Here is a 13,638-nt window from a genome sequence, read left to right as displayed (position 1 = left end):
CTTCGCCCACGTCCATTGGATTGCGACAACTAAATTGAGCAAGACCATTTCTTGCACTTCGATCGCGGTAAGCGTTGTTGCAGTGTGTCGCAGTTCAGCCGCTGCGTTTGACCATGCCCAGTATGGTCTGGCGCAGCTCTTGCTTTGCCTGCTCTGCAGTGATGTCTCCCACTACCGCAGCATCGGACAGGGCGTCGGCGGCGCCAAGCATGGCCCACAGGCTAGCGCTCGATAGGCCAGCGGAGCCGGCGAAGGGCGCAAACACGTCCGCACATTTTTGGATGAATGCTTTCTGATATCGGCGTTTGACGGCCGCAAGCTCCGGAGACCCGCTGAGTGCCGCCAGGACCCCTTGGATCTCACGCCCTTGTGTCAGCACGCAATCGACATAGGCAGCGGCGAAGATACGTGCTTTGTCCGTCAACGTGGGCTCGGCGGTTGCGACGGCGGCATCGAAAAGGGCTGTCTGGCGGATGTCGTAGTCTTCGTAGAGGGCGGCGAGCAGGCCATTGCGGGTTCCGAAGTGATCGTAAACCACAGGTTTGGTGATGCCTGCTACATCGGCCAGGCGACCCAGCGTGAGGGCATCCGTACCCTCATCGCCGATCAATGCCCAGGAGGCCTCCAGCAACTGGCGGGTGCGGGCTTCTCGGGGCAGGCGTCGGCGCGAAGGTACGGAAGTTGGTGAAGTCATGCTGCCGATTGTCCCACTCTTGTTCAGTGCTGGGAAGCTGCCATACCGGCGCCTATCTTGTACGCAGTCTCCAGATGAACCTGCGGATAACCCTCATCCGATGCCAGAAGCAAGGTGGAGCTGTGCACACGGGCTCCGCAGTAATCGAAAATCCCGTGGTCGATCTGGGTCTTCATCGCAGGCCCGTAGCCGTGTCGAGTGAAGGTCCCTTCATCGGCGCCGCCAACGGCAACCAGGTGAACCTGCAGACGCTGCAGCTTTTTCACGACTTTGCCATTGCCACTGTCCTCGTAGGCCCAGCCCATCGAAAACACCCGATCAATCCAGCCTTTGAGCAAGGCAGGGAATGACCACCAATAGATCGGGTAAACAATGACCAAGGCATCGGCACGATCCAGTCGCTCTTGCTCACTGGCCACGTCAGCAGGCGCTGCGGCTTGTTTCATGAAGAGCGCTTGATCCTCTTGGTTGAAACGCGGATCGAAACCTTCGGCCGCGAGATCTGCAAATTCACTAGTGTGCTGCGCGTCAGAAGCGGCTATGCCCAGGGCGACGTGCCGGGCAATGGCATGAGTCAAGGAATCGGGATTGGGGTGGGCGACGACGATCAGGCTGTGCATGGCGATACTCCGGCAGTTTGGCGAGCGGCTGTCGAGATCATAGGTGTCCGCTGGCTGTTAGCTACGAAAAGTAACCTACCATTGGTAACTTGTCGAATGTCTTGCGCAGTGCCGGGCGACGGTACCGATTTGTAAGGTCGATCACTGTAGAACGGTGTTTCGGTAGAAGAGTTCTTGTTTTTGAACTATGCGGCTATAAAAACCCAATTATTCGAAGTGCATAGCAATATATGTTGGAAATTTGGCATTTTTGAGCTACAAAACGCAATCCTCCTGAAGCGGCCAGGGTTTAGATTGGATCCAATGTCGCTCCGGTTCTGTTCGGGCGGCTACACAGCAAACCCAGGCAGAGGAGAAGCCGCCATGATGTTGAAGGATCCTTCCCGTAAGTATCGCCATTTCGCCACAGTCAATTTGCCAGACCGCCAATGGCCCAATCGCGTTCAAAAGGCCGCTCCCCTGTGGTGCAGTGTCGACATGCGTGACGGTAACCAGGCACTGATCGAGCCGATGAACGCTGAACGCAAGCGGCGTTTTTTCGAGTTGCTGGTGAAAGTCGGTTTCAAACAGATTGAGGTAGGTTTCCCGGCCGCCTCACAAACCGACTTCGACTATGTGCGTGAATTGATCGAGAGCGGCGCCATTCCCGAGGATGTCACTATTCAGGTCATGACCCAGGCGCGCACTCACCTGATCGAACGTACTTTCGAAGCGCTCAAGGGCGTGCCACGGGCCATCGTGCATGTTTATAACGCCACTGCTCCCGTGTTTCGTGATGTGGTGTTCGGCGTGGATCGGGCTGGCTGCATCGAGATTGCCACTCAGGCCACCCGTGAGATCAAGGCGCTGATGCAGGCCAACCCGCAGACGCAGTGGACTTACCAATATTCGCCTGAAACCTTTTGCTTCACCGAGCTCGACTTTGGCCTGGAAATCTGTGAAGCGGTGATCGATGTATTCGATCCGACACCAACCAACAAGATGATCCTGAATCTGCCCACTACCGTGGAAGTCTCCACCGCTAACGTGTTCGCTGACCAGATCGAATGGTTTTGCCGCCATGTACGCAAGCGTGACAGTGTGATCATCAGCGTCCACCCACACAATGATCGTGGTACCGGCGTGTCTACTGCCGAGCAGGCCTGCCTGGCGGGAGCCGAGCGGGTCGAGGGGACGTTGTTCGGCAATGGTGAGCGTACCGGTAATGTCGATCTTCTGACCTTGGCGATGAACCTCTATACCAGTGGCATCAGTCCAGGGCTGGATTTCTCCGACATCATCCACGTCCAGCGCGAGGTCGAGTTCTGTAACCAGTTGCCGACCCACCCACGTCACCCCTACGCGGGAGAATTGGTATTCACGGCATTTTCCGGCTCTCACCAGGACGCTATCAAGAAAGGCTTCGCCCGCCGCCAAAGCGATCCCGACGGGTTCTGGGAGGTTCCGTACCTGCCGATCGATCCGGCCGACATGGGACGTAGTTATGAAGCCGTCATCCGGGTCAACAGCCAGTCAGGCAAGGGTGGTGTGGCCTATCTGCTGGAGCAGCAGGGTATCGTCCTGCCGCGCCGGTTGCAGATGGAATTCAGCGGGCTGGTGCAGCAGGTTGCCGATAGCGAAGGCAGGGAGATCACCCGTGAGATGATTTGGTCGTGCTTCACCGAACACTATCTGGAGCAGGGCAATCCATACACCTTGCTGCAACCGGTGCTCGCCACGGACGAAACCCGTACGTACCTTGACGCACAACTGGCAATTGACGGTGAGCACCTGGCGCTTGCTGGCGAAGGCAACGGCCCATTGGCCGCGCTGGTAGATGCGCTTGCCCAACAAGGTCTGGCCTTCGATATTGCCGATTACCACGAGCACGCTGTGCGTGATGGCGCCCAGTCCGAAGCCATCGCTTACATCGAGATACGTGTCAACAACCAGCTGCTGTTTGGAGTGGGCAGGGACGGCAGCGTGCTCCAGGCATCACTCATGGCTGTCGTGAGCGCTGTCTGCCGTGCCACGCGTCTGGGATTGCTCAAGTCTCTGAGCGTAACCGCCACGGCTTAGGCAGACCGCGCTTGGCGATCAAAGGCTGTCAGGATCGCCGAAGAACATCTGAATCCGCGACCTCAACCACCGCTCGGCCGGGTCGTTGTCCTGTGCGCCGCGCCAGGCCATGTGCAGCTCGAAGGTGCGCACGTCCAGGGGGAGGTCTTCGGCGCGCAGGCCGCCGGCGGCGGTCAGTGCGTCGGCGGTGTAGTCGGGCACCGTGGCGACGATGTCGGTGCCCGCCAACAGGCTACCCAGGCCGTTGAACTGCGGCACGGCCAGGACCACATGGCGCTTGCGGCCGATCTGTTCGAGGGCTTCGTCGATGAAGCCGGACAGATCGCCTGCGAACGACACCAGGGCATGGGGCCGTGCACAGAAGTCATCCAGGCTCAGGCTGCCGGGCATGCTATCGGCGCGCAGCAACTTGGGCTGGCTGCGGCGCAGGATCTTGCGCTTTGCGTTGGCTGGCAGTTCATTGGTGTAGCTCACGCCTACCGAGATCTCGCCAGAGGCGAGCAATGTGGGCATCAGCAGGTAGTTGACCCGACGCACCACCAGCACGATGCCCGGCGCTTCGGCGCGAATCCGTTTGAGCAACAGCGGCAGCAAGGCGAATTCGGCATCGTCGGAGAGGCCGATGCGAAACACCGAGGTGCTGGTGGCTGGGTCGAAGTCGGCGGCGCGGCTGACGGCCGTGGAGATCGAGTCCAGCGCCGGCGAGAGCAGGGCGAAGATCTCATGAGCCCTGGCCGAGGGCTCCATGCTGCGGCCGGTACGCACGAACAGCGGGTCATCGAAGAGGGTACGCAGGCGCGACAGGGCGGCACTGATCGCCGGCTGGCCGAGGAACAGCTTCTCGGCGGCACGGGTCACACTGCGTTCGTGCATGAGTGTCTCGAACACGATCAGCAGGTTCAGGTCTACGCGGCGCAGGTCGTTACGGTTCATCGAAGAGTGCTCGGCCTAGAGTAGGTCAGGGATGAATCTTAAGGCCAAAGGCTGGTACCCTGCACCGATTTCCGGGGACCAATGCACGGATTTGCCAGGAGCCCAATCGATGACAGGCATGTCAACTATTAATAGCCACTGATGGTCTTACGGTAAAAGCCCGGATAAAGTCCGTGGTAATACGAGATTCACGAAGGCGAGGTATGTGATGTCCCGCATGATTCGTTTCCACAAGTTCGGCGCCGCCGACGTTCTGCGCTGCGAAGAGCAGACCGAGCCGTCCCCCGCGACGGGCGAGGTGCAGATCCGCGTCCAGGCGATTGGCGTCAGCTGGTACGACGTGCTCTGGCGGCAGAACCTGGCACCCTCCCAGGCACGCCTGCCGGCGGGCATCGGTCATGAAATGGCCGGGGTAGTGACAGCGGTCGGCGAGGGCGTCGAGGATATCGCCGTGGGCGATCGGGTAGCCAGCTTTCCGGCCACCAGCGCCAACGAACACCCGGTCTATGGCGATGTCATCGTCCTGCCGCGTACCGCCATCACCCGTTATCCCGATATCCTGACGCCGATCGAAGCCAGCGTGCATTACACACCGCTGCTGATTGCCTACTTCGCCTACGTCGACCTGGCCCGTGCGAAAGCCGGCCAGACTGCATTGGTCACTGACGCCAGCCATTGCGCGGGGCCTGCCTTCGTGCAACTGGGCAAGGCATTGGGTCTGAAGGTGTTTGCCGCCACCAAGGACCCCGAGCAGCGCGACTACCTGCTGAGCCTTGGCGCCGAGAAAGTGATCGTCACCGAAGAGCAGGACCTGCTCATGCAGGTGGCCAAATACACCGATGGCCGTGGCGTCGACATGGTCCTGGACGGCATGGGCGGGCCGCAGATGTCGCTGCTTGGAGATGTCCTGGCACCGCGTGGCAGCCTGGTGCTGTACGGCCTGCAGGGCGGAAACCAGACGCCATTCCCGGCCTGTGCGGCGTTTCAGAAGAACATTCAGTTCTACGTGCACTGCATCGGCAATTTCACCGGTAAGCCGGAGCTGGGCATTGCGCAGGACCAGGTTGCCTTGCAACGTGCCCTGCGTGACATCAATCAGTTCACCGCCGATCAGTTGCTGACACCCCAGATCAGCAAGGTCTATCCATTCACCGATGTGGTCGAGGCACATCGCGAGATGGATGAATGCCCCTGTGGGGGGCGGATCGTCTTGACGATGGGTTAATGCCAAGCTTGTCATCGTGCAAAAAAAGCCCGGGCCTTTGGTCCGGGCTTTTTCTTTGGGTCGAGCTAAAGATAATTCCTACGCATCATTGAATATTGTCTTACAGGTAGAAGTTGACAATTAATAAATGAGGTGTGGGGCTGCAGTCATGCAATTACGTCTTAACTTTTAACGATTAAAGCGGACGTGGGTGAATGGTTTTTTTACCCAGATCTGTATCTTTTATTCGTAATGCAACCTTCGATAATGACCCTGTACGGATGATTCATAGGAGCGATGGATGGGCTTGGGAAGGCTTTGGCGCGCGTGCGCCAGTGTGCGGGGTGAATTGGCTTGGGTGGTGTGCTTCGGTATTTCCCAAGACTTTGTAGGAAAGGTCAGCAAAGTTGGGCTGGCCCAACTGTTTATTTCGCACTTTACGTTTAAACACCGTGATGAAGAACAGGGAGTGTTCCGATGAGCAGTCTTCATGACCAGGCCATGCAGTCCATCTATCAACAAGTATTGGACCGTGTATGTAATCAGATGCCCCGCGGGCAACACGCCTCGCTGCAATTGTTGATCCAGCGGTTGACGGTCGCCGCAGGCGGGGAGCCGTACATCGGTGAGTTCCAGCTGGTGGTGGTGCTGGGGGGTGACCGTCGCAGTGCGCATCTGCTGGCGAATTTACGCGCTGCACAGTTAAGTCTGGCCTTGCGTGGCGGCCGGACCTTCCGTTTGAGGGTGATCGTGAGCTGTCTGCCCGCGCCCGACCCACATATGCAACTGAGTCATGAGCGCCTGTTCAACGCGCTGTTCATGCAGGATGACCCCAGGGTACAGCTGCTCATGCTGGAAGATGACAAGGTGGTGCCGTTCAGCACCTGCGTGGCACAAGCCGTGCGGCCTTGGGTGGCTTCGCGGCAGGCCTTGCTGATGTTCGGGCACCTCACCGAGGCGACGCCCAAGGCCCTGCTGGGCTGCCGCTTGCATCTGCAACTGGCTGGCGCCTTGCAAGGGACGCTCGATCACAGCGGCGCTGCCACCGCCTTGATCACGGCCTTGCCTGATCGTGAGCGCAGACGTGTCATGGCCTGGGGGCGGCGGATCTTGCGACTGACTGGGGAGCTCGAGGGGCTTGGCGACGTGGCTCGGTGTGCTGCGGCCTTGGCTGAGGGGTTGAGTCGCCTGCATATGCGGGTCGGGGCACCATTGGGACGGTGTCTGGACATGCCCACGGCAATGCGCCCTGAGTTGCCGCTCAAGATGTTGACGGTGGACGACTTGCTTTGCCCCTCGAGCGAAGCGCATCACCTGGACGCGATGCTGGGCCCGCCAAAAGAGCATGGCTTAGCCAATACGCCACTGGGCGCCTGGACAGCGTCCGGCATCGTGGAAAACCTGACGGGGGCGCATGCACATCTGCGGGCGCGACAGCCCCGGGAGCGGGAGGGGCAGCTCTCTATTAAGGATGTACGCGCCAGCTGGTGGCTGCGGGTACAGCAGCAGGGAAGGGTGTCGTTCCTGCAGGGGCTGGGGCTCAATGAGGAGCAACTCACGTGCCTGCTGTTCACCCCCTTTAGCGGGCGAGGTAAAAAACTGGCGGACTTCGTGCACGCTTGCCATCCACGCATGGGAGTGGCCTTGCCTTATCTGCACAAGGCACTGCAAGGCAAACCTTGCCCTGAAACCATCAAGCACTGGCTGGTGGACGTCAGTGGGTTGAGCCTGGTGCAGTTGCAGGCGATCTACGCGGCTCGCCTCGAGCCATCCGCTTGGCGTCTGCTGGTGAGTTTGACGCGGCGGGATGCAGCGCTGCGGTGGTTGCCACCCCTGGACTCTACGCCTGTGATCGTCCGCCAGGCGGCATTCTGATGGGGCGTTCGGCGCGTGGGGAATTCGCCTACCAGGGCGTATATCGCTATCTGGATGCCCTGATTGCCCAAGCCGATTATGCAGAACGGGGGCGTCTACCCTCCTTGCGCGACCTGGCCCGGCGCCTTCGGGTTTCGCTGGCGACCGTACAGTGCGCGTACAGCCTGTTGGAGCGTCAAGGCCGGGTTCGTTCGGTGCCCAAATCAGGGTACTTCGTGAATTTCGCCGAACCGCAGATCGCTTCGACAGGGGCGCATGCGCCCTTGGTCCCTCCGGTATCCGTCCTGGCCATGCCATCGCCTCATACACTGGAACGCACGTTGCTCGCCCATGAACGACGCCTCTCGCGCCAGGGCGGGCAGGCGACGTGGCGCTTGGGCAGCGGCGCGTTGTTGCGTAGCGTTTTGGCCGCACGCTACACCCGCGCTTCTGGCCATTGCTGGAATGCTCGGCACGTGCACTTGGCCACGGATGTACAGGCCTTGCTTGAAACGCTGTTGCTTGCCCTGCGTCTTCAAGGGGCAACGGCTGTGGTGGCAACCCCTTGCTGCTGGCGCCTGTTGCATGGCTTGCAGCAGGCTGGCATGCGAGTACTGGAAGCACCGTTGGCTGCTCATGGGGGGATGGACATGGGCGCGTTCACACGCTTGCTCGAACATGAGTCGGTACAGCTTGTGGTGATGCCTTCCTGCTTGTCCATGCCACTGGGCCGCCTGACGCCTGTGCAGGATCAGCAGCAACTGGCCCGTGTGCTCGCCGAGCATCCCGCTTTGCTGCTGGAGAACGACATGGACAGCGACCACTGTTTCGCAGGCCCTCCGGCGTCGCGGCTACGCGATGACATCGACGCGAGTCGCCTGCTGATACTCGGTTCGCTGGAGGCCACGTTGGGCGCTGAAGCGCCTTACACCTACCTGCTGTGTCGCCAACCCTGCGTCGACGAAGCCATCACCAGACGAGGCTTTCTGTTACCCCCACTGCGTCAGCAAGCGGTAGCGCATACGTTCACAAAAGGGGAGGTCGACGATAGCTTGCCTGCCTTGCGCTTCGATCTGCAGACTCGAATGGACTACCTGTGCAGTCGAATCGAACTGCGTCTGGGCACGCACCTGGCGTTTGCCAAGCCTGATGGCGGGCGGGGGATCTGGGCACGCCTGAACCAACCGATCGATATGGACGCCATTCTGGCGGCAGTGGCGGGTAGCCCGTTGTCTGTCATTCCTGGGGAGTTGTTCGGGCTCAAAGGCAGTTTCCCGCAGCACGTGCTGTTGGTCTGGTGCGCCGAGTCATGGGAGGGGCTGGACCAAGTGTTGCGCCGGCTGGGAAGGGTACTTGTCGGTCGTTGAGTGAGTGCGTCCGCTGATCGGTTCCGCCAGGGATCATTGTGTTTTCAATATTAAAGTGGCCAAAGTGAGTTAAGTCTTCATTGTTGCCTGAGTACGACATTTAAATAGCCTTGTACGACGCACTTTCAAGTTGGTTAATAACATTGGCGTGTCTTTTTATAGGCGGTGTTGAAACACGTTTTCCTACACGCTATAAGGGGCGACACTTTGTCTGGAGTCGTCTACATGGCCGTCGTATTTCGTCCGGGTCGCAGCTCGGATGCGCGTGACATTGCTCGGTTGTTTCAAATAACTTCCGAAGGGGTAGCCGATTATATTTGGAGCCAGTTGGCAGAACCGGGCCAGGATTTGCTGGATGTCGGCACTGCCCGTTATGCCCGTGATAACGTGGATTTCTCCTATCAAAATTGCCTAATTGCAGAAGCCGACGGGCAGGTCATCGGCATGATGCATAGCTACGCGATGCATCACGATCCAGACCCAGCCCCGATGACTGACCCTGTATTGGCACCTTATGCCGATATGGAAGTTCCCGACACGCTCTATATTTCGAGCTTGGCTCTTCACGATGGCTGGCGTAATCAGGGCTTGGGTGTACAGTTCCTTGAGCAGGCTCAGCAACGCGCTGATCAACTGGGGCTCAAGGGCCTGAGCTTGATCGACTATGCTGCGAACACCGGTGCCCGGCGCTTTTACGAACGGCACGGTTTCAAGATCGTCAAAACCTGCACGATCGTGCCCCACCCGATGGTTCGAGTGAGCGGGGAAGCCTATCTAATGCACAGGCCTTGACGGCACTTGAACGGGCATTGCAGGCCCCGTTTCAACGCAGTAGGGGCGGGTGCGGATCCATTTTTTAAGACCCTGAGCTCACCAGCGAGGCGACCTGTAGCACTTGCCAGTGCTTGGGGTCTGTATGTATAACCAGTGCCTGTTCCCATACCTGAACGCGCACCGTGATTGCCCATTCCGTCGACGACCCTCTTTATTACCTGCATAACTTCCGGCAGGTCCTGGCCTGGGTCGAGCAGCGCTACGCCGATCTGCTCGATGAGGTCGAGCACTGCTTTCTACAGGCGTTCGAGCGGTTGCCCGAGCCTGCCCAGGCCTTGATGGTTCGAATGGTCATGCGCAAGGGCGAACTGTTTCGCAGTGACAGGCTCGACTACGCCGAAATCGGTGATTGCTCATCGGCATTGCAACCACTGCTGGCGTTGGGGTGGGTCAGCGACGACGCCGTCCTGACCCTGGAGCAATTGTTCGATGTGCTGCGCAAACAGGAGCTGGCCCAATGCTTTGCCGCACACCTGAGCAAGCCACGGGCCGCCAAAGGCGAACTGCTTGCGCAGTTGCAGCCGTTGGCGCTGGCGCCCCGCACGTTGACTGAGTGGTTTGCGCAATCTCCGATACGTATCTTCCATTGGCGCCTGCAGCCATTATGTGATCGCTTGCGCCTGTTGTTTTTCGGCAATCTTTATCAGGACTGGTCGGAGTTCGTGCTCGCCGATCTGGGTTTGCTGCGTTATGAGCAAGTGCCGCTGAGTGTCGATTCACGCGTCTTGCGCCAGCGCACGGAGATCGACCTGGCCATGGCGTTGCACCAGTGCGCCGACCGGCTGGAGCAAGGGGAGGACGCCGACTCGCTGCTGGCCACCCTGGAGGGACTGCACAGCGACAACCCGTGGTTGGTACGGCGACGCGGGCGATTGATGTACAGCATCGGTCAGCAGTGCGAGCGCCGGGGGGACTGGGACCAGGCCTTGGTGGTCTATGCTCGCAGTGATCATCCCGAAGCGCGTGTACGCCAGGTGCGGGTGCTGGAGCGCAGTGAGCAGTGGGACCGGGCGCAGGCACTGGCGCTGGAGTTGGCCGCCTCGCCTGTCAATGCGCAGGAACAACAAGCGTTGGCGCGCATGTTGCCACGCCTGGCGCGCAAGCTCGGTGGTCCGCCGCAAGCGCGCCGCCGCCCGGCGGACCTGGCGTTGATCGAGTTGCAGCTACCGATCGAACGTTCCGCCCTTGGTGTCGAAGAGGCGGTACGCCTGCACCTGGCTGAGGGCGCAAGCACCTGTCACTACGTCGAGAACACCCTGTTCAACAGCCTGTTCGGTCTTTTGTGCTGGGAGGCAATCTTCGCCCCGGTACCAGGCGCGTTCTTCCACCCTTTCCAGGCCGGCCCGCAGGATCTGCACGACAGTGACTTCCAGCAACGACGCGCGGCGTTGTTCCAGGCCTGCCTGAGTCGGCTCGACGATGGCAGCTACCGTCAGGCCATGCGCGACTGTTTCACCGCCAAGCATGGGCTGCAATCCCCGTTCGTATTCTGGCCGATGCTCACTCCTGAACTGCTCGAGCAAGCCCTGGCGTGCATACCGGCGGCTCACCTCAAACAGTGTTTCATCCGTCTTTTGCAGGACATCCGCAGCAATCGCGCGGGCATGCCTGACCTGATCCAGTTCTGGCCTGCCGAAGGCCGTTACCGCATGATCGAGGTCAAGGGGCCTGGAGACCGACTGCAGGACAACCAGTTGCGTTGGCTCGCTTTCTGCCGTGAGCACGACTTGCCGGTGGCGGTGTGCCATGTACGCTGGACCGAGACGCCGACATGACCTACACCGTGGCAGTCCGTGCGTTGTGCGAGTTCAGCGCTAAGGTAGGCGACTTGGACCTGCGCTTCACGCCATCGCCCACGGCCCAGGAAGGGATCGCCGGTCATCGTCGGGTTGTGGCGCGGCGCGGCGCAGACTACGAGGCGGAGGTAGCGCTGCAAGGCCAATACCAGAGCTTGTGCGTGCGTGGCCGAGCCGATGGATATGACCCGGTGCGCAATCGTCTGGAAGAGATCAAGACCCACCGCGGCGACCTTGCCCGTCAGCCGCACAACCATCGTCAGTTGCACTGGGCGCAGGCCAAGGTCTATGCCTGGCTGCTGTGCCAGGCCCGGGGGCTGGAGACGATCGACGTCGCGTTGGTCTACCTGGACGTGGACAGCGACCGCCAGACACTGATCAGCGAAGAGCACAGCGCTTCGGACCTGCAACGCTTTTTCGAGGTCCAGTGCCAGCGATTTCTGGTCTGGGCCGAAGTCCAGCAGCAGCGCCTGGTAGAACGTGACAGGGATCTCAAGGCTTTGGGGTTTCCCTACCCGCAATTTCGCCAAGGCCAGCGCCAGTTGGCCGAGACGCTGTACAAGGCGGTGAGCACTGGCCGCTGTCTGATGGCCCAGGCCAGCACGGGCATCGGCAAGACCCTAGGGACTTTGTTCCCATTGCTCAAGGCCATGGCACCCCAGCAACTGGACAAAGTGTTCTTCCTGACCGCCAAGACTCCAGGCCGGGCCCTGGCGCTGGATGCCTTGCGCCAGATCACCGATGCCACCCCGCAGCCGGCTTTGCGCACTCTGGAACTGATCGCGCGGGACAAAGCCTGCGAATACCCCGCAAACGCCTGTCACGGCGAGTCCTGTCCGTTGGCCCGAGGCTTCTACGACCGGCTGCATGCAGCGCGCGAGGAGGCGGGGCGCCGGCCGCTGCTCGACAAGGCGGTGCTCCGCGAGGTGGCGTTGGCGCACCAAGTTTGTCCTTATTACCTGGGGCAGGAAATGGCGCGTTGGGCCGATGTGCTGGTGGCCGACTACAACTATTATTTCGACGCCCACGCCTTGCTGCATGCCCTTACCCAAGCCAACCAGTGGCGTGTGGCGGTGCTGGTGGACGAGGCGCACAACCTGGTCGAGCGGGGGCGGGGGATGTACAGCGCAAGCTTGGACCAAGGCCAGTTGGCCAGCCTGCGCCAGAGCAACCCCCCTGGCGTGGGCAGTGCCCTCGAGCGTTTGAACCGGCAGTGGAACGCCTTGTACAAGGCGCAACAAGCCCCTTATCAGACGCTCGATCGGCTGCCTGAAGACTTTCTGCGCACGCTTGCGCAGTGCATCGGCCTGATCCAGGAACGTCTGGAGCAGGCGCCTGGCGAGGTCGACCCGGCGCTGTTGCAGTTCTTCTTCCAGGCCCTGCAGTTCACCCGGGTCGCTGAGCTGTTCGACGATCACTTCATATTCGACGTGACATTGCGCACGGGCCCGCGCAAGCGTCGCTTGTCGACCTTATGTCTGCGCAACGTGGTGCCGGCGCGGCTGCTGGGGCCGCGCATGCAGGCGGCGCGTAGCGTCACGCTGTTCTCTGCCACCTTAAGCCCACGGCATTACTACGCCGACCTGCTGGGTATGCCGACCGACACGGCCTGGCTGGAGGTGGCGGCACCGTTTCGCGCCGAACAACTGGCGGTGCGCATCGTCAGCGAGGTGTCCACCCGCTACCGGGAGCGCCAGGCGTCGCTGGAACCGATCGTCGAACTGATCGCCGAGCAGTACCGCGCCCGGCCGGGCAATTACCTGGCGTTCTTCAGCAGCTTCGAATATCTAGGGCAGGTGGCCACCTTGCTGGCCGAACGTTATCCGGCAATCCCTCGGTGGGAGCAGGCGCCAGGCATGGACGAAGGCGCGCGGGAGGCGTTTCTGAAGCGTTTCGTGCCCGATGGCAAAGGTGTCGGTTTTGCCGTGCTGGGCGGTGCCTTCGGCGAGGGAGTCGACCTGCCTGGCAGTCGTTTGATCGGTGCGTTCGTCGCCACCCTGGGGCTACCCCAGGTCAACCCGGTCAACGAGCAGTTCAAGCAGCGCCTGGGGCGCCAGTTCGGCGCGGGCTTCGACTACGCCTATCTCTACCCTGGCGTGCGCAAGGTGATCCAGGCTGCAGGCAGGGTCATTCGAGGCGATCAGGACCGTGGGGTGCTGCTGTTGATCGACGAACGCTTCGCCGAACCACGGGTGCAGCAGATGTTCCCGGCCTGGTGGCAGACCGGTGGCGAATAAACCGCGCAGGCCCCATCGCACGGCGTTGCAACTCCCAGTAC

General features: G+C 60.6%; 10 protein-coding genes. 7 read left to right on the top strand and 3 right to left on the bottom strand.

Going from position 1 to position 13,638, the window contains the following annotated elements; translation table 11 throughout:
• Positions 1-94: 94 nt before the first annotated feature.
• Positions 95-694: a TetR/AcrR family transcriptional regulator gene (locus J5X93_RS14345; RefSeq protein ID WP_090343009.1), complete on the bottom strand. Its 600-nt coding sequence runs from the start codon at positions 692-694 to the stop codon at positions 95-97.
• Positions 695-717: 23 nt separating this feature from the next.
• Positions 718-1,314 (bottom strand): NAD(P)H-dependent oxidoreductase, encoded by a 597-nt coding sequence (locus J5X93_RS14340; protein ID WP_090343007.1) that lies wholly within the window; start codon positions 1,312-1,314, stop codon positions 718-720.
• A 363-nt stretch (positions 1,315-1,677) separates the two neighbouring features.
• On the opposite strand from J5X93_RS14340, the gene leuA reads away from it, so the two are divergent.
• Positions 1,678-3,372, top strand: coding sequence for a 2-isopropylmalate synthase (gene leuA, locus J5X93_RS14335; protein ID WP_182943145.1), 1,695 nt, complete (start codon positions 1,678-1,680; stop codon positions 3,370-3,372).
• Positions 3,373-3,390: 18 nt separating this feature from the next.
• On the opposite strand, the gene J5X93_RS14330 is transcribed toward leuA, so the two are convergent.
• The gene (locus tag J5X93_RS14330; RefSeq protein ID WP_043211831.1) at positions 3,391-4,305 is read right to left on the bottom strand and encodes a LysR family transcriptional regulator; all 915 of its coding nucleotides are present in this window, start codon (positions 4,303-4,305) and stop codon (positions 3,391-3,393) included.
• A 208-nt stretch (positions 4,306-4,513) separates the two neighbouring features.
• Here J5X93_RS14330 and J5X93_RS14325 point away from each other — a divergent pair, with 208 nt between their 5' ends.
• The 6 genes from J5X93_RS14325 to J5X93_RS14300 all read left to right on the top strand — a co-directional run bounded on the left by J5X93_RS14325 (position 4,514) and on the right by J5X93_RS14300 (position 13,597).
• Entirely contained in the window at positions 4,514-5,530 is a 1,017-nt protein-coding gene (locus tag J5X93_RS14325) for a zinc-dependent alcohol dehydrogenase family protein (RefSeq protein ID WP_070574527.1), read from the top strand.
• A 456-nt stretch (positions 5,531-5,986) separates the two neighbouring features.
• Positions 5,987-7,384, top strand: coding sequence for a hypothetical protein (locus J5X93_RS14320; protein WP_182943147.1), 1,398 nt, complete (start codon positions 5,987-5,989; stop codon positions 7,382-7,384).
• Positions 7,384-8,730, top strand: a complete 1,347-nt coding sequence (locus J5X93_RS14315) for an aminotransferase class I/II-fold pyridoxal phosphate-dependent enzyme (protein ID WP_182943149.1) — start codon at positions 7,384-7,386, stop codon at positions 8,728-8,730. The genes J5X93_RS14320 and J5X93_RS14315 overlap by 1 nt, the downstream gene beginning before the upstream one ends.
• Positions 8,731-8,955: 225 nt before the next feature.
• A complete protein-coding gene (locus tag J5X93_RS14310) occupies positions 8,956-9,522 on the top strand; it encodes a GNAT family N-acetyltransferase (RefSeq protein WP_090342999.1) in 567 nt (188 codons plus the stop codon).
• Positions 9,523-9,686: 164 nt separating this feature from the next.
• The gene (locus J5X93_RS14305; protein WP_182943151.1) at positions 9,687-11,339 is read left to right on the top strand and encodes a VRR-NUC domain-containing protein; all 1,653 of its coding nucleotides are present in this window, start codon (positions 9,687-9,689) and stop codon (positions 11,337-11,339) included.
• Positions 11,336-13,597 carry an ATP-dependent DNA helicase gene (locus tag J5X93_RS14300; protein ID WP_182943153.1) on the top strand — a complete coding sequence of 754 codons (2,262 nt, stop codon included), beginning with the start codon at positions 11,336-11,338 and terminating at the stop codon, positions 13,595-13,597. The genes J5X93_RS14305 and J5X93_RS14300 overlap by 4 nt, the downstream gene beginning before the upstream one ends.
• Positions 13,598-13,638: the final 41 nt, after the last annotated feature.

Origin of the sequence: Pseudomonas sp. BYT-1 (genome assembly GCF_023611805.1) — a bacterium.
GTDB lineage: Bacteria > Pseudomonadota > Gammaproteobacteria > Pseudomonadales > Pseudomonadaceae > Aquipseudomonas > Aquipseudomonas guariconensis.
Note: the sequence above shows the minus strand (reverse complement) of the source record. Positions and strands in the feature narration are given on the sequence as shown.

What these genes read in the sequence shown, in the direction of transcription:
- J5X93_RS14340 (WP_090343007.1), bottom strand. Translation starts at nt 1,314, where the DNA reads ATGCACAGCCTGATCGTCGTCGCCCACCCCAATCCCGATTCCTTGACT.
- J5X93_RS14325 (WP_070574527.1), top strand. Translation starts at nt 4,514, where the DNA reads ATGTCCCGCATGATTCGTTTCCACAAGTTCGGCGCCGCCGACGTTCTG.
- J5X93_RS14300 (WP_182943153.1), top strand. Translation starts at nt 11,336, where the DNA reads ATGACCTACACCGTGGCAGTCCGTGCGTTGTGCGAGTTCAGCGCTAAG.
- J5X93_RS14320 (WP_182943147.1), top strand. Translation starts at nt 5,987, where the DNA reads ATGAGCAGTCTTCATGACCAGGCCATGCAGTCCATCTATCAACAAGTA.
- J5X93_RS14310 (WP_090342999.1), top strand. Translation starts at nt 8,956, where the DNA reads ATGGCCGTCGTATTTCGTCCGGGTCGCAGCTCGGATGCGCGTGACATT.
- J5X93_RS14315 (WP_182943149.1), top strand. Translation starts at nt 7,384, where the DNA reads ATGGGGCGTTCGGCGCGTGGGGAATTCGCCTACCAGGGCGTATATCGC.
- J5X93_RS14345 (WP_090343009.1), bottom strand. Translation starts at nt 694, where the DNA reads ATGACTTCACCAACTTCCGTACCTTCGCGCCGACGCCTGCCCCGAGAA.
- J5X93_RS14330 (WP_043211831.1), bottom strand. Translation starts at nt 4,305, where the DNA reads ATGAACCGTAACGACCTGCGCCGCGTAGACCTGAACCTGCTGATCGTG.
- leuA (WP_182943145.1), top strand. Translation starts at nt 1,678, where the DNA reads ATGATGTTGAAGGATCCTTCCCGTAAGTATCGCCATTTCGCCACAGTC.